Below are 22,822 nucleotides of genomic sequence, written 5' to 3' on the forward strand. Positions count from 1 at the left end.
AAGGTTTTATTTATTCATTTCTTGGTACATCACCTTCACCAACTCGCCTTTCGGGTCGCCTGATAATTCCCAGGTAAAAATGCCACCTAAGTTCGCCTGTTTAGCCCAATTTGCTTTGGCTTTGATCGAGCGTTGATCTTCGTAAGAGATAAAGACTTTCTTTACAGGATGCCACAAGTAAGGCGCTTGAGATTGCTCATCATACTTGTACTCGTAGCCCTGCTCCGCTCCATAGTTCTTCACCAAATCCCAAAACATGAAATAGCCGTTCTCACCCGTACCAAACTGCGCTCCTTGCTCGGATACAAGATCTTGCGTTGGTAAGCCACCCGAGAAGTCTTTGGTGCCTTGCCAGCCACGCCCGTAAAACGCAGCGCCAATCACCAGTTTCTCACTTGGAATACCGAGCTCGATCATCTGGTTGATGAACACGTCTGCGCCCATGCCCCACCAGCTTCGCTCAGTCGCATGCAAGTTGGTAGTATGCCCGGTTTGCTGCCCCCAACCACCAAGGAAGTCATACGTCATTGCAAACATGTTAGTTAGGTACGGCTCCGCGGCTTTCCAATCGATACCTGCTGCTTTTGGACCAACGCCTACAGCAGTAGAGAGCTCGTATTCACGTTTGGTTTGATTTGTGAGTTCATCTAACTCTGCACGCATGGTTTTCACCAAATAGGTAAAGGCCTCACGCTCAGATGCTTTTTGTTCATCAGAAAGCTTGGTATCTGGGTTCCAAGGCGACGTTGTTAAACCGCCACCACCTGGGTATTCCCAATCCAGATCAATACCATCAAAGAAATCATATTGAGCAATCAACTTAACGGCAGTTTTTGAGAATTGATCCATCGCTTGTTTGCTTTTCGCCATAGCATGGAACGGTTCGGACATTGTCCAACCACCAAAAGAAGGGAGCATTTTAAGATCAGGATGTTGTTTCTTCATTTCAGCAAGTTGAGCGAAGTGGCCTTTGTATGGCACGTTAACGGAGACATCGCCAAAGTCCTTTTCTAATGCTGCTTCGGTATCGACAATGATCGCCGTATAGGGATCTTTTCCTTCACATTGTTCTGCAACCAGTTTTTGTACCGTTTCAGAAGCACCGGCATGAGGGCCGCACTACTAAGAAACGCGTAAATCACATGCGTCAGCTTATCGGCGGGAATATCGTTCACCGTGTATGGGTTTTCTGCATTTGCGTACTGCCAATCCGCAAAGTAACCCGCCACGACTTTTTGCTTGGCTTGCACCGCACCAGTCAGCCCCATAATCAGTGCAGCAAGAAGTGTCTTTTTCATTGTGTTCTCCAGAGTAGATGTACAAATTTAAAGCTACTCCTAGAGAATATTTTTAACTTGAAAACGAAATCAGGCTGCGAGTCATTTATAACTCCTCGCAGCCTGATTACATAAATTGCATATTATTTGTGCTAACTCTCAGATGCCGCGTTGCCGTGCATTTGCTCATCTAAGTTGAGCACCGTTAATGCGTTGCTGACGCTCGTGGCGATCACGTCTATCGCTCCGGTTCTTAATGCTCCAAGTAAGGCGAGCGGCTTGCTGTTCTCCGCTGCAATCGCGATGACTTCCGATATTGGTCGAAACTCTTCAATACCAAGGCCAATCACTCGGTCACTCATTACGGTGTTGGCAACATTACCGTGAATATCAAAGAAATCATAACCTGCAAAGTCCCCGACCACGCCTTGTTGAAGTCTCGACTGAACCACTTCATCAGGCGTAAACCAACCTAAGTCCACCATGTAGCTGTTTTCGCTCATGTCACCAATACCAACCAAAGCAACATCGGCTTTACGTGCCAAATCGAGCGTTTGTTTGACGGTTGCATTTTGCATGAAAGCCAACTTCTGTTCTCTGTTCTCTGCGTAAGCCGGCGCATAGAGAGTTTCCGAGGTCCCCCCATACTTCTTTGCTAACTGACGGCAAATGTGGTCGGCGTTATACATACCACCACGTGGGTGAATACCGCCGATACCACACACAAATTTACAGTCGCGCGGGGTAATAACACCAATATGGTGAGCGACGGACGACACGTTGCGCCCTTGTCCGACCGTCACCACCATGCCGTTTTTAAGCGTGCTGGTGAGGTAATTGGACACCAATCCCGATACCTGTAGTCGTTGTGCTTCTTCATTCGGCTGATCAAGAGCAACAAGCGCGCGCTTAACGCCGAATCGCTCGATCAAACGTTGTTCAATCTTGGCGCTAAACACCGGGTGGTATTTAACGGTAATTTCAACGATGCCTTCATCACGCGCCTGCTTGAGCATTCGCCCGACCTTTGCGCGTGATATGGCAAATTTTCTCGATATCTCTTCCTGAGTCGCACCGTCTTGATAATACGCGACGGAAATCTCTGTCAACAAATCCGTGTTTTCAATGGAAATATCTTGATTAGAACTGCTCATGGTTTCTCTCGCCCTTTAAGAGGATCGATATTGTATGCAATAAGTGAGCATATGCTCATTGACTTAGCATATGTTCTTTATCAATTTAAACGCTACATTTGCTCATCGCAATAACATTTTCTCACTACAATTTTTTACCCTCACGTACAACGCTCAACCTTTGAACAATAAGGGCAAACGTTTATTTGGGTTAACCACTAAACACACAGTAAAAAAACGTTGATGAAGTTCACTATAAGTCGATTTCAGCGATTGACTTTCAGCATAGATAGGATAAATATGGACACATCATTTACTCAGCTATCGATCAAATGTTCATTGCATTTGTTCGGTAACGAAATTTTCCGTAGTTGGCTGAGCAGATGTCTCATTAAATGCGATGAGACGATTAGCTAACTCGCTTGCAAATGCACAAGCTGTGATAACAAAAATCACGCTTAAGCCCATTTAAATAGGATGATCGATTATGAGCAACAAGTTAGAGCAACTTCGTAAACTAACGACTGTAGTAGCAGACACTGGCGAAATTGATGCAATCAAAAAGTATCAACCAGAAGACGCAACAACTAACCCTTCTCTTATCCTGAAAGCCGCTCAAATCGCAGAGTACGCACCTCTAATCGATGCTTCAATCGAATATGCTAAAGCACAGAGCAACGATAAAGCTCAACAAGTTCAAGACACTTGTGACATGCTTGCAGTAAACATCGGTAAAGAAATCCTAAAAACTATCCCAGGTCGTATCTCTACAGAAGTTGACGCACGCCTATCTTACGATATGGAAGGAAGCGTAGCGAAAGCACGTCAACTAGTAAAAATGTACAACGATGCAGGCATCACTAACGACCGCATCCTTATCAAACTAGCGTCTACTTGGGAAGGTATCCGCGCAGCAGAAATCCTAGAGAAAGAAGGCATCAACTGTAACCTAACGCTTCTATTCTCATTCGCTCAAGCGCGTGCTTGTGCAGAAGCTGGCGTATTCCTAATCTCTCCATTCGTTGGCCGTATTATGGACTGGTACAAAGCGAAAGAAGGCCGTGACTTCGAAGCTTCAGAAGATCCAGGCGTACTGTCTGTAACTAAGATCTACAACTACTACAAAGAGTACGGCTACAAAACTGTCGTAATGGGCGCAAGCTTCCGTAACATCGGTGAGATCCTAGAACTAGCTGGCTGTGACCGTCTAACTATCGCTCCTGCTCTACTTGCTGAGCTAGAAGCTGCAGAAGGTGAAGTGGTTGAGAAGCTAGTTGATTCTAAAGGCGCAGCTGAGCGTCCTGCACCAATGACTCATTCTGAGTTCCTATGGGAACACAACCAAGACCCAATGGCGGTTGAGAAACTGGCTGAAGGCATCCGCAACTTCGCCGTTGACCAAGGTAAACTAGAAGCGATGATCGAAGCTAAGCTTTAATTGCTTACCAAAAGCGAGTAGCCCGTCTACTCGCTTTTACCATCAGCGCTTATTCAAGATTTTCTATTTGAACTTGTTTCGACGAGTTCCCTCTATTCAAACCCTTATCGAGAAGTAATCACTATGGATCGTAAATATCTAGCAAATGCAATTCGTGCGCTAAGCATGGATGGTGTTCAACAAGCTAACTCTGGTCACCCAGGTGCACCTATGGGCATGGCTGATATCGCTGAAGTTCTTTGGCGCTCTCACCTAAACCACAACCCATCAAACCCTGAGTGGGCAGACCGCGACCGTTTCGTACTGTCTAACGGCCACGGCTCAATGCTAATTTACTCTCTACTGCACTTGAGCGGTTACGAGCTATCTATCGATGATCTGAAAAACTTCCGTCAGCTTCACTCTAAGACTCCTGGTCACCCAGAGTACGGCTACGCGCCAGGTATCGAGACCACAACGGGTCCTCTAGGTCAAGGCATCACTAATGCGGTTGGTATGGCTCTAGCTGAGAAAGCGCTAGCAGCACAGTTCAACAAAGAAGGCCACGACATCGTTGACCACTTCACTTACGTGTTCATGGGCGACGGCTGTCTAATGGAAGGTATCTCGCACGAGGCATGTTCTCTAGCAGGTACGCTAGGCCTAGGCAAACTGATCGCATTCTGGGATGACAACGGCATTTCTATCGACGGTCACGTTGAAGGTTGGTTCTCTGACGACACGCCTAAGCGTTTTGAAGCGTACGGCTGGCACGTAATCCCGGCAGTAGATGGTCACGATTCTGAAGCGATCAACGCAGCAATCGAAGCGGCGAAAGCGGATCCACGTCCTACACTTATCTGTACTAAGACAATCATCGGTTTTGGTTCACCAAACAAATCTGGTTCACACGATTGTCACGGTGCGCCACTAGGTGCAGAAGAAATCGCAGCAACACGCAAAGAACTAGGTTGGGAGCACGGTCCTTTTGAAATTCCGCAAGAAGTCTACGCAGAATGGTCAGCGAAAGAAACAGGCGCAGCTAAGGAAGCAGCGTGGAACGAGAAATTTGCAGCTTATGAAGCAGCGTACCCTGAGCTGGCAGCTGAATTTAAACGCCGCGTAAACGGTGAGCTTCCTGCACAGTGGGAAGAGAAAGCAAGCCAAATCATTGCCGATCTTCAAGCAAACCCAGCAAACATTGCATCACGTAAAGCATCTCAAAACGCTCTAGAAGCATTTGGTACTCTACTACCTGAGTTCATGGGCGGCTCTGCTGACCTAGCGCCTTCTAACCTAACCATGTGGTCTGGTTCTAAGTCTCTAGAAGCAAGTGACTTCTCTGGTAACTACATCCACTACGGTGTACGTGAATTCGGTATGACGGCGATCATGAACGGTATTGCGCTACACGGTGGTTTCGTTCCTTACGGTGCAACCTTCCTAATGTTCATGGAGTACGCACGTAACGCAATGCGTATGGCGGCTCTGATGAAGATTCAGAACATCCAAGTGTACACGCACGATTCTATCGGTCTTGGCGAAGATGGCCCAACTCACCAACCGGTTGAGCAAATGGCATCGCTACGTCTAACGCCAAACATGAGCACATGGCGTCCATGTGACCAAGTTGAATCAGCAGTGGCTTGGAAACTAGCGATTGAACGTAAAGATGCACCAACTGCGCTTATCTTCTCTCGTCAGAACCTAGCGCAACAAGAGCGTGATACGGAGCAATTAGCAAACATCGCGAAAGGTGGTTACATCCTGAAAGATTGCGAAGGCAAGCCAGAGCTAATCCTTATCGCAACAGGTTCTGAAGTTGAACTAGCAGTAGAAGCAGCAGCACAGCTAACTGCTGAAGGTAAGAAAGTACGCGTTGTTTCAATGCCATCAACAGATGCATTTGACAAGCAAGACGCCGCTTACCGTGAAGCCGTTCTACCATCAGACGTAACAGCTCGTATCGCTATCGAAGCAGGTATCGCTGACTTCTGGTACAAGTACGTAGGCTTCGACGGTCGCATCATCGGTATGACTTCATTCGGTGAATCTGCACCTGCTGGTGAACTGTTCAAAATGTTCGGTTTCACTACGGAAAACGTAGTAAATACAGCAAAAGAACTACTAGCGTAATTGCAGTAAAAAGATAATCAGTTTTCTCTATTGCGAATGTGAAAACTGAAAAGCCCCGCCAGCAATGGCGGGGCTTTCTTTTATCTGGCCCCTATTTGTATAAACACAGCCAGAAAGTGAACACAACGACTTTCGTTACGGCTATTTGTCTTCAAATCGAAGCGCGAGCTGATAGAAATCTTGTACTTGCTCTTTCAACTGACGGCTGTTTTGCTCTACGGAGTGCGTTGCTGCCAAGTTTTGCTCTGCCGTAGAAGCAATAGAGTGAATATGCTGATTTACATCGCTGGAGAGCTTCAGCTGATTATTCGCCGCTTCCGCCACATCGACCATCAACCCACTCATGCTTTGCATCATCTGTTCAACCTCAGACAAACGAAGCGCGCTTTGCTCTGCAACCTGAGAACATGTATCCGTTTGCTCTTTGTTTGCCAGAATGTCTTTTTGCCAACTTTGTATCGTCGCCAACATAGCAGAGATAGACGCTTGGATTTGTTCAGTTGCATTAGATGTGCGACCAGAGAGCGCGCGCACCTCATCGGCAACAACAGCAAAACCACGACCTTGCTCACCCGCCCTCGCCGCTTCAATTGCCGCGTTAAGTGCCAGTAAATTGGTTTGTTCTGCGATCCCACCAATCTCTTCCATCAAATGATTCACTTTCTGCGCCTGATCACTCAGTTGATACGTCGTTTCCGTCGCTTTTTCAGCTTGAAGGCTCAACTGCGTTAGATTGGTGTGCGTTTGATCGATGGTTTCCTTCGCCATCAAGCATGACTTCAATGTGTCATCAATTAGCATATGGGCATCATTGGTGCTAGAAGAGACTGAATTCGCCGAAGACTCCACCTCTTGAGTCGCATCACGTACGCGATGAATATCGGTGTTTTGCTGATTTAATGCAGCCGAAACTTCTGCTGTGGTTTGACTGAGTTCTTCGGCGCAATGCTGCAACGGCAGTGCGGAGTCTGTCATTCTTCCCAACACGGTTCGAATTCTTGCGGACAGCATTTTGATATGGAAATCGGCAATCGAAAATGCCGTATTACCGGAATAGATCAAGCGACTCACGCTGTCGTATTGCTTTTGTAACTTTTTCAGTTGTTGAGGCGTATCAATTAATTCTTGGCGGAATAACAACGCTAGAACACTCGCAGGTAGTGCACTTGCAAGCCAAGCCAATGGACCTTCAATAGACAATGCATATGCGGCTGCAGGTGCGGTCAATGCGCCAAGTAGAATCGCATAGCGAATGGTTTCATTGAGTTTCAACGACCAAGTACGACCTGACTTCTCGGCGGCGCGCATACTCTTGTAGGCTTTCGTGGCTATATCAACCCACTCTCGCTTTGGCTTCACGCGCACAGATTGATAACCAACAACGTGGTTATTTTCATAAATAGGGGTGACATAGGCATCAACCCAATAGTAACCGCCCGACTTAGTGGCATTCTTAACCATGCCGCGCCAGGCTTTGCCTTGCTTAAGACGTGTCCACATATCGCCAAAAGCGGCTTTAGGCATGTCATTGTGGCGAACGATATTGTGGTTCTGACCGACGAGTTCTTCGTGAGTGTACTCAGCAACACGGCAAAAGGCTTCGTTACAATACGTAATAACACCTTGTAGGTTCGTTGTTGAGACGAGTTCCTCAGACTCCCTCACGAGAGTTTCTTGAGCTTTATGAGAAATATTGGCTGACATAGACGAAACTTCTGTAGTTTTTATTGATTTTCGGCAAGATATATACAGGATTTTTATTTTTATTACAAAAAGTTAGATAAAAAGTCTTATCAAATCGACATTTTTAGTGTGGGAATTCACATTATCAATAAAAATATAAAGAAGAAGTTGTGGAGTTGAGCTAATAAGCAAAACCCGACACGTTATGCCGGGCCATGTATAGAAGATCTAATCAAGCAGTTTGGGATTCCGTTTCTTTGTTCGTTTTCAAAGCAAACATCACGATGACGAGTAGCACAAAAGGAAGAACGTACAAATTAAGGTTTTGCCAACCTACGGTGGATTCAAGCCAGCCAGACAGTAATGCAGTGATAGTGACACAACTGAACACGAAGAATTCATTAAATGCTTGAGCCTTACTCCTGTTTTTCGCTTCATAGCTTTGACTAAATAACCCAGTTGCCGCGATAAACATAAAGTTCCAACCAACGCCTAACAGAACTAAAGCAAAACTAAAGTGCCAAATGGACACTCCGTGTATGTTAATTCCAATGCAAGCAACAAATAGCAATCCACCGGCTAAAATCATATTCTTCGCGCCAAACCGCTCTATCAAGCGTCCCGTGACAAACGCCGGTGCAAACATGCCCAGCACATGCCATTCGATCACTCCTGCCGCTTTGTCAAAATCAAAGCCACAACCAATCATCGCCAGAGGCGTTGCTGTCATTAAAATGTTCATTACCGCATACGCAACCATTGCGGCGATAACCGCTAGCATGAAATTAGGTCGACGGATAATGTCCCCCACTTTATCCGCTTTAGTATGTAGAACTTGCGTGTGTGCTGGTGGAAAACGAATCGTTTGCAGCACGATCAACGCAGTTATATAAAGTCCAATAAGCACGGCAAAAGCACTAATGTACAAACCATCATTTGACCATTGCTGCGAATACACCGCCAAATTAGGGCCAAGTATCGCCGCTAGTACCCCTCCCGCCATAGATATCGAAATCGCCCTGTGTCTTGCCGACTCTTCACACACTTCAATAGCAGCAAATCTGTATAGCGTACCGAAGCCAATACCAACACCGAGCAAAAAGGTAGAAACACAGAATAGATAGAAGTTCTGTTGACTTAACGCATACGTCGCTAGGCTGGCACCCAAAATGCCAATAACATTACCGAGACTAAACCCAAGGCGACGTCCTAACTTGCCCATAATCAGTGATGCTGGGATCGTCGCAGCCATCAGTCCTAAAAATTGCAGCGCAACGGGCAACGTAATAAAACTTGATGACGGCGCAAGTGTTTTGCCAATAAGGGCAATAACAGATATGAGTAAAATATTCCCCGTCATTAATAGGGCTTGGCAAAGGGATAATAGCCATACATTACGATTCAATTCCAAATTCCTTTTGGTTACAGCGCATACAGATAACATATAGGAAAGCAGAAACAATAGAAAGAGATGCGAGTAATTCTCAATAAAAAAGAGCCAGAGGCACAATGCCTCTGGCTCTTTAAAAAAGTTCTTTCTGTTGAGCTTATTTGTTACGGCGCGCTTTTACTGCATCTGAAAGCTGACGAAGTACGGTTTCCGTATCTTCCCAACCGATACATGCATCGGTAATCGACTGACCATAAGTGGCCGCTTTGCCATCTACTAGGTCTTGGCGACCTTCAACTAAATGAGACTCAATCATCACACCAAAAATTGCTTCTTCGCCACCAGCGATTTGCTCTGATACGTCATCAGATACCAACATTTGACGTTTGAACTGCTTCGAGCTGTTAGCGTGGCTAAAATCAATCATCACTTTTTTCGGTAGCCCTGCGCCGTCTAACTCGTTTTTAATTTGAGCAACATGCGCTGCACTGTAGTTTGGCTCTTTACCACCACGGAGAATGATATGGCAATCAGGATTGCCAGCGGTTTCTACGATCGCAGAATGACCGTATTTTGTTACTGATAAGAAGTGGTGAGAAGCACTTGCAGAACGAATCGCATCGCTCGCGATCTTAATGTTCCCGTCTGTACCATTTTTAAACCCAACAGGACAAGAAAGACCAGAGGCAAGCTCACGGTGAACCTGAGATTCTGTCGTACGAGCACCGATAGCACCCCAACTGATCAGATCCGCCACGTACTGAGGCGTAATCATATCTAGGAACTCACTCGCGGTTGGCAAGCCCATATCGGTAAGATCAAGAAGAAGCTTACGTCCAATACGCAGACCATCATTCAGCTTGTAGGTATCATTCAGGTAAGGGTCGTTGATCAGACCTTTCCATCCTACCGTTGTACGCGGTTTCTCAAAATAAACTCGCATCACAACTTCTAGTTGTTCACCAAGTTCATCACGTAATACTTTTAGCTTTTTACCATATTCAACCGCAGCAGCAGGATCGTGAATGGAACACGGGCCAACAATTACAAGTAATCGGTCATCTTTTCCTTCAAGAATATTGTGAATGGCATTACGGCAATCGAAAGTGGTCGAAGAAGCGGTTTCAGTCGCTGGGAACTTCTCTAATACTGCTACAGGTGGCAATAACTCTTTTACTCTATTTATTCTTACATCATCAGTTTGAAACATTACTTCTACTTCCTGGTTTTTATTTCCGACCCAATTTTTTGCCAACTGAACTCATTGCAACATTGTTCACAAAGCGAGCAGCATCAAGGGCTCTGGTCATTTTCTGTCTAGCGTTTAAGTAACTTATCGGCTTAGGCGTAGACTTGCAATCAGTTTTTGCAAATAAATGCAAATAAAAACCACCTGTTAACCACCGCGCACAATGTAAAATAAAGTTTACGAAAAAAAGTTCAAAATAATCATCAATTTTCTTATGACCCTAAAAATCTTTACTACAATGTAAGAAATATCAGAAGTTTGTGAGGTGTTATTGGTTAGTAAATGTTGATCAAGTTCAAAGATATTGTTGCTTGATATGAAATGATTAGAATATTAAACTAATTTCTTATAAACGCTGGTTTTTTCTAATTTTTTGATAAAACGAAGTAGAAGTTAATATGCAATCAATACAAGGAAACATTATGAACAAAGTAGCAATTGCAGTAGCAGCAGTGGTAGCTGGTAGTAGCGCGCTTTTAAACTCTGCTCAAGCTGAAATGTATATCGGGGGCAAAGTAGGCATGACTACACTTGACGATGCTTGCTATCTAAATAGCCCTTGTGATGATGAAGCTTTTGGTGCTGGACTACATATCGGTTATGACTTCACCGATATCATCGGGCTAGAGTATGGTGTCGACTTCTTAGGCGATTACAAAGCTAACTTTAAGTCAGGGGCTAATACAGTTAATACGATCGACGGCAATTTAACGGCTTTAACTCTCGCACCTAAATTCAACTGGCACTTGAACGAATCTTGGAATTTATTCGCTAAGATCGGTGGTGCTTACATGATGTCTGATGACGAAAAAGATTTCGTTCCAACTGGCTCGCTAGGTGCTGAATACACTATCGACAGAAACTGGAGCGTACGCGCAGAATATCAACGCTATCAAGACCTGTCTGATGACGTATGGGACGACATGGACGCTAACTTCTTCGGTATCGGCTTTAACTACAAATTTGCTGCTGCGCCAGTGGTTGCGGCAGTTGTAACAGAAGAAGTGGTTGAGCCAGATCCAGAACCAGTGATGATGAGCAAAGTGCACAAAGAAGAGTACGGTACAGGTACGTTTGAATTCGACAGTGCTAAGCTAACAGAGTCTGTTTCGGAGCGTCTAGACAACTTCGTATCATTCTTGAACGAATACCCTCAAGCTCAAGTAGAGATCACTGGCTACACGGATAGCTCTGGTCCTGCGACTTACAACCAAAAACTGTCTGAGCGTCGTGCTCAATCTGTTGCGGATTACCTAACTGCTGCAGGCATTGACTCAGATCGTTTAACTGTGAAAGGCATGGGTGAAGAAAACCCAGTTGCTGACAACAGCACTCGTGAAGGTCGTGAGAAAAACCGTCGCGTAGAGGTTGTGGTTCCTTCGTTTGAATACCAAGAGCTAGTTCAACCTGAATAAACATTTATGATACTTTATCTATGATGTTGTAAAAGTTAATGGGGTGCGTTTGCACCCCATTTTGATCTCGCTTTATCGCTCTTTTTACTATGGTTTTGGAAAAAAGATTAACTCGTTATCTTGCACCATAACGCAATCCATACCCGCTGCATGCGCCGCTCGTTTACCTAGCTCGGTATCCTCGAATACAAGACATTGTGACGCTTCCAACCCAAGATGCTCGGCCGCCACCAAAAAGGTATCCGGAAAAGGCTTATGGTTCTCTACATCACTTGCAGTTACCACAACATCCAACTTGTCCAATAAACCGGAGTGGCTCAATAAGCGCATGGCACTTTCTCGTTGACTGCCAGTCCCGACCGCTATTTTCTTGTGGCCTAAATATTCTTCTAACACGATATTAGTGCACGGAATAACGTCCCCGTGCAGCTCCATAGCAGCGAACGTTTCCATTTTAAATGTAGCGACGGTTTTAGGATCTAATGAAAGCTCATGCACACGGTTTAGCTCCTCAACAATTTTAAAGCTCGGCATGCCCCCTAAACTGTGAAACCACTCCTGACAAAACGGAAAATCAAAGCGATCTGCGGTTGCTTGCCAAGCAGCCAAATGGGCTGGCATGGTATCTATTAAAGTACCATCCATATCAAATATGAATCCCTCATAGGGCCTAAAATCAATCGTGCTCATGTCTTTTCTTCTATTTGTACATCTGTGATGTTAATTTATCAGCTCTTTCAATCGTCCTTACCGGCATTTACTTATCATGCTCAAAATTTCGAACTCCGTCACAATTCAAGAGTGGGAAATTCAATTATCCCCAATTAGAGCTCAAGGAAATGGTGGCCAGAACGTTAACAAGGTAGCGTCCGCTATACATTTACGCTTTGATATCCGACATTCCAGCTTACCTGACTTCTACAAAGAACGATTACTTGCTCTTTCTGACAGTCGTATAACTAAAGATGGCGTGATCATCATCAAAGCGCAACAATTTCGCACGCAAGAACAAAATAAGGAAGACGCCCTGAATCGGCTTCAAGCTTTAATTAAAGCTGCCGCCTTACAGGAGAAGAAGCGTATTAAAACGAAACCAACCCGCGCTTCTCAACGCCGAAGACTTGATACCAAGAACAAGCATGGAGCGAAAAAGCAGCAACGTAAGAAAGTGCTGTATTAATGCATGTCGTTTTCTCGACATGTTAGTTGAACAACGTTTGCTAGCCCTTGGGAAATCTCATTGGATTTCTCTTTTTAGTTACTTATTCAGGAAACAACAATATGACTATTAGGCAAAAACTCTACTTCCTCGGAGTTATCGCCATTTTAGGCATCGTGGCCCTTTTGGGTACGTCATCCCATTTCGCCAATAAGAGCAATGAACTTAACCACGCCATCAAACTCGTTGGCGATCTAGAAATACGTTTACTCAACTTACGCAGAAACGAGAAAGATTTCTTACTGCGTAGTAATGACAAATACTTAAACAAATTTGATGCGAATGTTGATAAGTTTCTAAATACCGAAAAAGAGCTTGCGAGCATACTCACGAGCAATGAATTACCTTCCAGTCAACGATTCAAACAAGACCTTCTTGCATACCAAAAGGGCTTTCAGAATCTGGTCAGTGCTTACCAACGCTACGGACTTGATGCAAAGAGTGGCCTTCTTTCTGGTTACGAGCAAGCACTGTTAGAAGCCAAGCAACGCTCCGACCACCAGCAATTGCTGGCGTTGGTTCGTTTTGACTCTGCAATCAAATCAGGTCAATTCAATAGTGATTTGCTTGTTGGGCTATATGCTCCGGAGCTCATCAAAACAGGTAAGCTAGTAGCGGCACAAAAACAAGTTGTAGGAGTCGCTTACGACCAAGGCCTACTTGGTGAAACTCGCGCATTATCTCATGCCGTAGAAGAGCAATTTGAAACCTTTTCGACAGCCCTTAGCTCTGCTGCTGCAAAGCGTGATGAGCAAATGTCGACCATCAAGCAAGTCATTACAGCCCTGATCTTAGGTGTTATTTTCGCATTGATTTGGCAGATCTCTCGCTCAATCAATACACGAGTAAACAGCTTGCTTGGCACCATTCGAAGCATTAGCGAAACAAACAACATGGGACTGCGCTCTGACTTGAAAGGCAAAGATGAGCTATTTGATATCAGCCACCACCTCAATGATCTGTTGGATAAGCTTGAGCAGTTAATTAGTGGCACCCAAGAAAAATCGGCGCAGTTAACAGCCAGTACCGATAATATGCATCGTGAGCTAGAAGGGGTTATGGAGCAGTTCCATACTCAAACGGACCACACTGCATCGATGGCTACTGCGGTTCAGCAAATGGTGGCAACGATAGGTGAAATATCGGAAAGCACGTCGGTTGCGGTAGAGGGTGTGCATCAAGCCGCGAGTAATGCCGAACAAGGCCGCAGTGTTGTTGAAACTACTGTAACCAACATTGGTCAATTGACCAGTATTTTATCGAACAGTCAGCAGTCGATTGGCTCGTTGAACCAACATGTAGATAAAATTGGTGGTGCGGTGAACATCATCCAAGAAATTGCGGAACAAACTAACTTACTGGCTCTCAATGCAGCAATTGAAGCCGCGCGAGCGGGAGAACAAGGTCGTGGCTTCGCCGTTGTTGCCGATGAAGTACGTGCCCTAGCTAGCCGAACTCATCAATCTACCGAGGAAATCACGCGAGTTGTTGTTGATATTCAAGCTCAAATGTCGACGGTCGTGGCGGATATTGATCAATGTAACGATCAAGGACAACAAACGCTTAATGCCTCTGAAAAACTGGATTCTAGCCTACAGCAGATCATCACTGACATGCATGCAATTCAAGGCAATTCGGAGCGCATTGCTTCAGCGATTGAAGAGCAAGGTATCGTGATGAACCAAGTTAGTGGCTCAATCACCGAGCTTAACGCGATATCTGAAAACAACATGCAATCCGCTCAGGAATGCTTGCACGAAGTGAACTCTGTTTCTGCTCAAGCTCATGATATGGACGAAGCCGTTGCACAATTTAAAACCGCGCTAAAATAACCTTCCCTACAAATAAAAAGCCCGAGGCAATCATTGCTTCGGGCTTTTTTTCGACTTTAACTTCGTGCTCTACTGTGCACAGCGGGTGTGATTACTCATCATCAAGAGGAACCAGCTTGGTGTTGCCGCCATGAACTTTCTCTCGCTGTCTTTGCACCAGAGCGTAGAAGCCTGGGATCAAGAATGTACCTGCTAGAAGCACACACAATAGACCACCAATCAGCGACACGCCGAGCGAGTTTTGGCTCACGTGCCCTGCACCTGCGGCGAAGATCAGCGGGAAGATACCCAGGATAAACGACCAAGATGTCATATTCACAGCGCGGAAACGTAACGTGCCTCCTTTAACCGCTGCACTATCGATATCAGCATCTTTTTCTTCACGTTCTTGCTTGGCGAACTCCACAATCAAAATTGCGTTTTTCGCCGCCAAGGCTATGAGCAAGACAAGGCCAATTTGCGCATACAAGTTAAGCGGTGTCCCAGTCAGATTCAACGCCAAGAAGGAGCCTAACGTTGCTACTGGCACCACCAAAATGATGGCTAATGGAATACTCCAGCTCTCATATTGTGCCACCATGAACAAGTAAATGAAGATCAAAGCCAGTGCAAACGCATAAATGGCTTGGTTACCCGCAAGTACTTCCTGGTAGGCCATACCTGTCCATTCGTACGTGTAGCCCTGCGGAAGGACCTCTGCAGCAACGCGTTCCATTGCGGCAATCGCATCACCACTAGAGTAGCCCGGAGCTGGTTGGCCTTGAATGATAGCACTGCGGTACATGTTGTAACGCCATGCCACATCAGGCTCAAACACTTGCTCGTAGCTCACTAGCGTACTTAGCGGAACCATATCACCGTTCGAAGAACGAACATGGAAACGCTCTAGATCTTCCATGCTGCTACGGTGCTGGCTATCAGCTTGCATGGTTACGCGGAAGTTCTTACCAAATATGGTGAAGTCATTCACATAAAGCGAACCTAAGTTGCCTTGCAAGGTTTGGAAAATAGACGATAGCGAAATACCCAACTGCTGTGCTTTCTCACGGTCGATATCAACGTAGTAGTGAGGGACATTCGCGCGGAACGTGCTAAACGTGTAGGCAATTTCAGGGGCTTGGTTAGCCGCTTGGATCATTTCTCCCATGACCATCGACAAATCGGTACGGCTTCGCCCTAGCGTATCTTCAAGCACAAACTCAAAACCAGACGCAGCGCCCATACCAGGAACCGCCGGAGGTCCCATCGCAAACACAACCGCTTGAGGCAACTCTGTCGCCGCTCGGCCATTAATACGCGCCGCGATGGCATTGGCAGAGTGTTCCCCTTGCAACGAGTTACGAGTATCCCAGTCATGCAGTTTGATAAACACAGATGCACCGTTTGATGCTGCTGCGCCTGTCATAAACGAGTAACCGTTTGCAACCGTCACGCCATCCACACCAGGTTCTTCACCAATCATGTTCATTAAATCATTGGTGACTTCTTCAGTACGAGATAAAGAAGCTGAATCTGGCAGCTGAACGTTAACCAGCAAAATGCCTTTATCTTCTTGAGGAACAAACGCTGTTGAGGTGGTTTTCGCAAAGAAAGTGACCGCCGCGATAGCGACTATAAAGAACGTCACGAGTAGCAAAGATTTCTTCACCAAGAAACCAGCGACCTGACCATAACGCGTTGTGATACGCTCTAAGCCTCGGTTGAAAGCCTGGAACCAGTTAGCCGTGTTGCCCCCACCCTGCTTCAATACCAAAGAACAAAGTGCTGGAGACAGCGTCAATGCGTTAATGGATGAGATCACAACCGAAATACAGATGGTCAAAGCGAACTGGCGATACATGATTCCAGTGATACCCGGCAGCATCGCGACTGGTATGAATACCGCAAGTAGAACCAAGGTCGACGTGATGATTGGGCCCGTTACTTCTTTCATCGCTAGCAATGTCGCTTTACGCGGTGAAATGGTTGGGTCTTTCGCCATGGTGGTATCGACGTTTTCGATAACCAGAATCGCATCGTCCACCACGATACCAATCGCGAGGATCAAGCCAAACAAAGTGACCGTATTGATGGTGAAGCCCGTCGCCTGCATGATGGCAAACGTACCAATCAGAGAAACGGGGATCGCAACAACAGGAATCAACGTTGCGCGCGCGCTACCCAAAAACAAGTAAGTTACAGCAATCACCAATAGAATCGCTTCAATCAGTGTTTTGACTACCCCTTTGATCGATTCAGATACAAACACGGTTGTATCGTAGCTGGTCTCATACGCCATGCCCTCAGGGAAGTTTTTACTCAAGTCCTCAAGCAGCTCCATGACGGCCTGACCACTTTCTAACGCGTTCGCATCCGATTGAAGAGACAATGCAACAATTGACGCGTCCTGACCACGGAATTTACCGTTACCATCGTAGAACTTTTTACCTAGTTCGACACGAGCGACATCTTTCAGATAAACCGTGGAACCATTTGGATTAGCTCGAAGGACAACGTTCTCAAACTCGCTCACGCTTTCCAAGCGACCTTTGGTCACAAGGTTAAACTGAACTTCTTGCGGATTGTTGTATGGTGCTGCACCAACACGCCCTGCCGCAACTTGAACGTTTTGTTCAGCCAAAGCGGCGTATACGTCTGACGTGGTTAGCTTAAGGTTGGCCATTTTTTCCGGATCTAACCAAACACGCATTGCGTATTCGCCACCACCAATCACGTTAACTTCACTAATGCCTTTCGCACGAGCGAGCTGATCTTTTACATTCAAGTTAATGTAGTTAATCAAGAACTGATCGTCGTATTTGCCATCAGGCGAATAGAAGTTAAGCACCATCAGCAAGTCAGGTGAGCGTTTTTTCACCGTCACACCAACCATGCGCACTTCTTGAGGCAGTTTTGACTCGATCTGTGACACACGGTTTTGCACGTTTACTTGCGCCATGTCTGGATCGGTCCCGACATCGAACGTGACATTTAGGCTGTATGAGCCATCGTTCGCGCTCTTTGAAGACATGTAGATCATGTCCTCAACGCCATTGACCGACGTCTCTATGGGGTCCGCAATGGCCTGCTCGACAACTTCCGCACTCGCACCGGTGTAGTATGCCGAAACGCTGACTGATGGCGGACTTATCTGTGGGTACTCCGCCACTGGCAAAATCGCCAGTGAGATCGCGCCTGCTAGTGTTAATATGATCGAAATAACCAGCGCGAATTTAGGTCTCTGAATAAAGAAACGACTTAACATAGTGCCCCCCTACTGCTTATCTTCAGCAGGTGTTTGAATGCGCACTTCTACACCATTACGCACACGCTGTAGGCCCTGTGTAATAACCGTATCTTCCTGATCGAGGCCTTCTCGAATGATAATGCCTTGTTCAACCTGAGGTCCAAGCTCGACGTTACGACGCTCTGCCACACTTCCCTCAGCCATCACCATCACAAAGTCACCTTCTAAGTCAGTCTGTACGGCACGTCGTGGGATAACAATAACGTCTTTCGTGTTCTTATCTCTCAAGTTCACTTTGATGTGCTGACCCGGAAGTAACTTCTGCTCTGGGTTTGGCACTAGCGCACGCATTGCAATCGTACCAGTTTTGGTATCGATACGATTACCTAAGAAATCGAGCTTACCGAGATGCTCAAAGAACTGACCATTTTCCAGCTCAAGCTGAACTTCAACTCTGTTTGATTCTGCTGAGCCGTCGCCTTTGACTTGATCCATCCCCATGGCTAAACGCTCGCGCTCACTCACACTAAATGAAGTATGCACTGGGTCTAAGCTCACCAATGTCGTCAGCACGCCAGATGAAGGGGAAACAAGATCACCGGTACTCACTTTGGTATCGCTAATGCGACCGCTGAACGGAGCTCGGATTTGAGTATAAGAAAGGTTAACTTCAGCAAGCTTAAGCTGAGCATTTGCTGCTTCTAGCTCTGCTTTCGCACCAAGAAGTGCCGCAGTTAAGGCGTCAAACTCAGATTGAGAGATACTACCGCGAGGCAACAAGTTTTTACCTCGGGTGTGGTCTAGTTCCGCTTTTTTTAGCGCGGCTTTTGCTTGTGCAAGTGCCGCTTTAGCGCTCGCGACTTGTGCTTCAAAAGAAGATGGCTCGATAGAATAAAGAAGCTGCCCTTTTTCTACCATTTGCCCCTCTTCAAAGTGACGAGCTTTTAAATAGCCAGAAATCTGCGCGGTAATATTGGTATCTTCTACTGCTTCAATGCGACCGATATAAGACTTGCTCGGTTGGTAGTCGATAACCGTGACATCCTGAGTCACTACGAGAGGCGCTTGGCCTTCCCTTTGGGCATTATTAGCATCCCCGCATCCAGCGAGGATTGCTGTAGCCGCCATTAGTGCGACAAGTGGTTTCTTTTGCATGTATTTACCGTCTTTATAGAACAGGATATTGTTGAATTCCCATCAACCTTACTCCTTGCTGCAACTGAAAACTTCACTCAAAAGCCCCCAAAATGTTTCTAAATGTAAACATGAGAAACAAAAAGAAAATAAAGTAATTTAGTTAACAGTGATATTTAACGAACAATATACAAGCAGCTCAATCATAACTATTTGATATACACTCTCAGGCATCGTGCATTTAGAGGCGCCAGGAAACACTAAGTGAGATATCGTATAAAGACGGAAAGTGAGATTCGGTGCTCAAGATAAGAACGTTTTATGGTTAAAAAGACAAAAAATGACGCCTTCATACTCAAGACCCCGATTTTGACTATTTTTTTAATATAAATGGGTTATCATTCAATTAATTCAACGCCTTCGACAGAGAGGATGACTATGATTTCTAAATGGGCAAAACGCTTTTACCAGATGGCAGAACTAGTGGCGTCATGGAGTAAGGACCCATCAACACAAGTCGGTGCAGTTATCACTAAACAGAATCGCATTGTATCTGTTGGATTTAATGGCTACCCGCACGGTGTTTCTGACAGTGTCGATACCGATGAACGCGAGTTGAAATACCTTAAAACACTACACGCGGAAGAGAACGCAATTTTGTTCTCAAAACGTGATTTAGACGGATGTGATATTTGGGTGACGCATTTTCCATGTCCTAACTGCGCGGCAAAGATCATTCAAACAGGGATCTCACACGTGCACTGCCCTGAGCAATCTGAAGACTTTCTATCTCGCTGGGGAGATAAAATCCAAGTCAGCCAAGACATGTTCGATCAAGCGGGTGTGAAAGTCGACTGGCTACCACTAGAAGACATTGAAATTGAAGACAAAGACGTACGTTAATGTTTCGTTTTTGAATTTAAAAATAGCCCAGATGACTCTGGGCTATTTTCCCCCATTCAATCGACAAGAATCGCTCGACCTAGTCTGTTAACCGTGTTTTTTTCGCGGTGAGTTCAGCAATTTTGACGATGACAAGCACTGACTTCTCCATCATTTCAACCGAAATAAACTCATGAATCCCATGGAAGTTAAAACCACCAGTGAAGATATTCGGGCACGGCAACCCCATAAAAGATAAACGAGCGCCATCTGTACCACCACGAATAGGTTTTATAATCGGCGCCACATCACACGCTTCCATCGCTTGCTTCGCTAGCTCAATGATATGCGGGTAAGGCTCAACCATTTCTCTCATATTGTAATAGCTGTCTGTTATTTTCAGTTCTACAGAACCATGGCGTAAGCCCGCGTTCATGTCATCAACGAGTTTCTGCATAAAGGCTTTTCGCTCTTCAAGGCCCTGACGATCAAAGTCTCGGATAATGTAACCAAGTTCGCTTCGCGCCACGCCCATTCCTGCCGATTTTAAATGGAAGAACCCTTCGTAGCCTTCTGTTGTTTCGGGAGTTTGATCTTGAGGCATTTGAACCTGAAATTTCGCAGCCAAGTTCATCGCATTAACCATTTTACCTTTTGCAGTACCAGGGTGAACGCTGACACCATGAAAAATTACATCGGCGTTTGCCGCATTAAAATTTTCGTATTCCAGTTCACCTTGCGGGCCACCATCAATAGTGTATGCCCATTTCGCGCCAAACTTTTCAACATCAAATAAATCTGCGCCCCGGCCAATCTCTTCATCTGGTGTGAAGCCGATACGAATGTCGCCGTGTGGAATGTCTGGATTTTCTAGTAACAGCGCGACCGCAGAGAGAATCTCAGCAATACCAGCTTTGTTATCCGCGCCAAGTAATGTAGTGCCATCGGTAGTGATAAGGTTATGGCCATGTAGATGATGTAAATCTGGGTATTGCACCGGAGATAACACTTCATCCCCCAAGCCTAGCGCAATATCGCCACCTTGATAATCTTCAATAAATTGCGGTTTTACGTTTTTTCCTGAGGCGTCAGGCGCGGTATCCATATGGGCAATAAAGCCGATAGGCGGCACCTCATAATCAACGTTAGCTGGCAGTCTAGCCATCAAGTAGCCATTTTTATCTAATGTCACATCACTTAAGCCAAGTTCGATCATCTCTTTCTTAAGCAACTCAGCAAACACAAGCTGACCAGGCGAGCTTGGGCAAAGCGTAACATGTGGATTTGATTGGGTATCGAACGTGACGTAGCGAAGAAATCTTTCAACTAAATGTTTCATATTTATTCTCATTGTTTTTATACGATGAGGCTTTATCAACCATCAGTAAGCTGACCTTACCTCATCAAACCTCAAGCTATGTTACGCTCTTAGCTCAATAAGAATTTGCTTTGAATCATTTTTTCATAAGAAAGGCTAATGCACATCCCCTCGTCAATTGAAGCATGAATCTAATCTAATAATTCCTCAGCTAGTACTCGCCACTCTTTTACCTTACCGCGAAAATGACGCCATTGTTTATCGGTCATAGATTGAGAAATATCTAATGTCAGTTGATCGACCAGCACAAAGTTAGAATCAATATTTTTAGAAAGCTGCTCACTGTAATAACTCTCTGGCTCGAACAACAGGCGCATAAATATATCCTGATAAGTGACAGCATTGGACTTGTTGTCGAACAGATATTCGAGCTCTTGATATATCGTTGCTCGATAACCTCTCCATAAAGGACTGTTAAGAGTGACTTGTTGAGAAAACGTTTGAGCTAATTGGCGCTGACTTTCTGATAGACTTCCCAACCACTCTTCCATCCATTCTTCTGTGTTATCTAGAATAATTTCACGTATTTCATCTTCCGTTTTATCCGCATATTTTGCGTTTCGCTCTTGATAATGCTCTTGTACATTACTCAGAAATTCCCGTTCTTGATCTTTCGTTAACTGTAAACTCAAAGCAAAAAGGTCTGGTGCTGCTTTGCTTACCACTCTATCGTAATGCGCTCGCATTCTATCTCGATTTTCCTGCAAATAATTTAGGGTGATATCGTTCGCTTTTAATCCCTCAAGCTCTTTTAAATGATCGATATATAACGGTAATTCTTCTTTCTTATGCCATTCTGCTAACAATAATAAGCGTTCTTCGACCAAGACTTCTTGTTCACCTTGCAGCGAAACATAATCCTCTATGTAATCGATAACGAACCAATCGATATTGCTGTATAGAAACTTCTTCGTACATCCGGCAAGAAGAAATACGAAACAAAATAGAAGGCCATAGCGAAGCACCTTATTAGATACACCCTGTAATTTAGTCACTTATTCGTATTCCCTTTTCTATTGATTAAGTTCTATACTCAACTTGTATCACTTAATATTGCGGCAAACTTACACCAGTGTGACAAATATTGATTGCCACCTTAATAATATATAGAGTTTGAAATTAACTTTTTGATCACAGCTATCCGCAAAAAAGTGAGTTAGAGCGCAATTATCGGCTAAAAAATGCACCGAACGACGCTCCCTATAACGGCATATAATTTGCACGGATGTTTTTTGGATGGTTTATGGAGGCGAAGTATGGCAGCCGCTGAGCAACTTGATACCAGTGTAGAATATGAGATTCGATATTTTGAACAGGGGAAAATGCACTGCATGAGAGTCATTGCTGAAAGCAAAAAAGTGGCTTATCAGTACTATTTAGAGTGCGGTAAGCACAACAGTGACTTGTACTCTATTCGCCCAGACAAATAAAAAAACCGCCTTAAAGGCGGT

Annotated in this window: 16 protein-coding genes and 1 pseudogene; 7 read left to right on the forward strand and 10 right to left on the reverse strand. The window is 45.2% G+C overall.

Annotated elements, in window-relative coordinates:
• Positions 1–6 precede the first annotated feature (6 nt).
• Together VEA_RS17475 and VEA_RS17480 are read right to left on the reverse strand one after the other, a co-directional pair.
• Positions 7–1,298, reverse strand: a pseudogene (locus VEA_RS17475) (glycoside hydrolase family 18 protein).
• A 131-nt stretch (positions 1,299–1,429) separates the two neighbouring features.
• Positions 1,430–2,431: a sugar-binding transcriptional regulator gene (locus VEA_RS17480; protein ID WP_005396112.1), complete on the reverse strand. Its 1,002-nt coding sequence runs from the start codon at positions 2,429–2,431 to the stop codon at positions 1,430–1,432.
• Positions 2,432–2,897: 466 nt separating this feature from the next.
• Between VEA_RS17480 and tal the strand changes: the two genes are divergently transcribed.
• Positions 2,898–3,848 (forward strand): transaldolase, encoded by a 951-nt coding sequence (gene tal / locus VEA_RS17490; protein WP_005396118.1) that lies wholly within the window; start codon positions 2,898–2,900, stop codon positions 3,846–3,848.
• 123 nt (positions 3,849–3,971) lie between these two features.
• Positions 3,972–5,963 (forward strand): transketolase, encoded by a 1,992-nt coding sequence (gene tkt, locus VEA_RS17495; RefSeq protein ID WP_006741137.1) that lies wholly within the window; start codon positions 3,972–3,974, stop codon positions 5,961–5,963.
• A gap of 141 nt (positions 5,964–6,104) precedes the next feature.
• On the opposite strand, the gene VEA_RS17500 is transcribed toward tkt, so the two are convergent.
• The 3 genes from VEA_RS17500 to aroG form a co-directional block, all read right to left on the reverse strand.
• Complete coding sequence (locus VEA_RS17500; protein WP_006741138.1) at positions 6,105–7,667, reverse strand: methyl-accepting chemotaxis protein; 1,563 nt, start codon at positions 7,665–7,667, stop codon at positions 6,105–6,107.
• Between the two features lie 211 nt (positions 7,668–7,878).
• Positions 7,879–9,051: an MFS transporter gene (locus VEA_RS17505; protein WP_006741139.1), complete on the reverse strand. Its 1,173-nt coding sequence runs from the start codon at positions 9,049–9,051 to the stop codon at positions 7,879–7,881.
• A gap of 142 nt (positions 9,052–9,193) precedes the next feature.
• Entirely contained in the window at positions 9,194–10,246 is a 1,053-nt protein-coding gene (gene aroG / locus VEA_RS17510; RefSeq protein ID WP_012842357.1) for a 3-deoxy-7-phosphoheptulonate synthase AroG, read from the reverse strand.
• Positions 10,247–10,707: 461 nt separating this feature from the next.
• On the opposite strand from aroG, the gene VEA_RS17515 reads away from it, so the two are divergent.
• A complete protein-coding gene (locus VEA_RS17515) occupies positions 10,708–11,700 on the forward strand; it encodes an OmpA family protein (RefSeq protein WP_006741142.1) in 993 nt (330 codons plus the stop codon).
• Between the two features lie 87 nt (positions 11,701–11,787).
• On the opposite strand, the gene VEA_RS17520 is transcribed toward VEA_RS17515, so the two are convergent.
• Positions 11,788–12,390 (reverse strand): beta-phosphoglucomutase family hydrolase, encoded by a 603-nt coding sequence (locus VEA_RS17520; protein ID WP_031780520.1) that lies wholly within the window; start codon positions 12,388–12,390, stop codon positions 11,788–11,790.
• A 76-nt stretch (positions 12,391–12,466) separates the two neighbouring features.
• On the opposite strand from VEA_RS17520, the gene arfB reads away from it, so the two are divergent.
• Both arfB and VEA_RS17530 read left to right on the forward strand, forming a co-directional pair.
• A complete protein-coding gene (gene arfB / locus VEA_RS17525) occupies positions 12,467–12,880 on the forward strand; it encodes an alternative ribosome rescue aminoacyl-tRNA hydrolase ArfB (RefSeq protein WP_005396137.1) in 414 nt (137 codons plus the stop codon).
• Positions 12,881–12,981: 101 nt separating this feature from the next.
• Positions 12,982–14,751, forward strand: a complete 1,770-nt coding sequence (locus VEA_RS17530) for a methyl-accepting chemotaxis protein (protein WP_006741143.1) — start codon at positions 12,982–12,984, stop codon at positions 14,749–14,751.
• Positions 14,752–14,842: 91 nt separating this feature from the next.
• Here the strand turns inward: VEA_RS17530 and vmeZ are convergent, their stop codons facing one another.
• A complete protein-coding gene (gene vmeZ / locus VEA_RS17535) occupies positions 14,843–17,995 on the reverse strand; it encodes a multidrug efflux RND transporter permease subunit VmeZ (protein ID WP_006741144.1) in 3,153 nt (1,050 codons plus the stop codon).
• Between the two features lie 9 nt (positions 17,996–18,004).
• Positions 18,005–19,132, reverse strand: a complete 1,128-nt coding sequence (vmeY, locus tag VEA_RS17540) for a multidrug efflux RND transporter periplasmic adaptor subunit VmeY (protein ID WP_006741145.1) — start codon at positions 19,130–19,132, stop codon at positions 18,005–18,007.
• Between the two features lie 417 nt (positions 19,133–19,549).
• Between vmeY and VEA_RS17545 the strand changes: the two genes are divergently transcribed.
• Positions 19,550–20,014 carry a dCMP deaminase family protein gene (locus VEA_RS17545; protein ID WP_005373515.1) on the forward strand — a complete coding sequence of 155 codons (465 nt, stop codon included), beginning with the start codon at positions 19,550–19,552 and terminating at the stop codon, positions 20,012–20,014.
• 79 nt (positions 20,015–20,093) lie between these two features.
• Here the strand turns inward: VEA_RS17545 and pepT are convergent, their stop codons facing one another.
• Positions 20,094–21,332: a peptidase T gene (pepT, locus tag VEA_RS17550; protein ID WP_006741146.1), complete on the reverse strand. Its 1,239-nt coding sequence runs from the start codon at positions 21,330–21,332 to the stop codon at positions 20,094–20,096.
• Between the two features lie 170 nt (positions 21,333–21,502).
• Complete coding sequence (locus tag VEA_RS17555) at positions 21,503–22,366, reverse strand: DUF6279 family lipoprotein (protein WP_041853083.1); 864 nt, start codon at positions 22,364–22,366, stop codon at positions 21,503–21,505.
• A gap of 261 nt (positions 22,367–22,627) precedes the next feature.
• Here VEA_RS17555 and VEA_RS17560 point away from each other — a divergent pair, with 261 nt between their 5' ends.
• Positions 22,628–22,801 carry a hypothetical protein gene (locus VEA_RS17560; protein WP_005373524.1) on the forward strand — a complete coding sequence of 58 codons (174 nt, stop codon included), beginning with the start codon at positions 22,628–22,630 and terminating at the stop codon, positions 22,799–22,801.
• Positions 22,802–22,822 lie beyond the last annotated feature (21 nt).

Source organism: Vibrio antiquarius, assembly GCF_000024825.1.
In the GTDB taxonomy this organism is placed as follows: domain Bacteria; phylum Pseudomonadota; class Gammaproteobacteria; order Enterobacterales; family Vibrionaceae; genus Vibrio; species Vibrio diabolicus.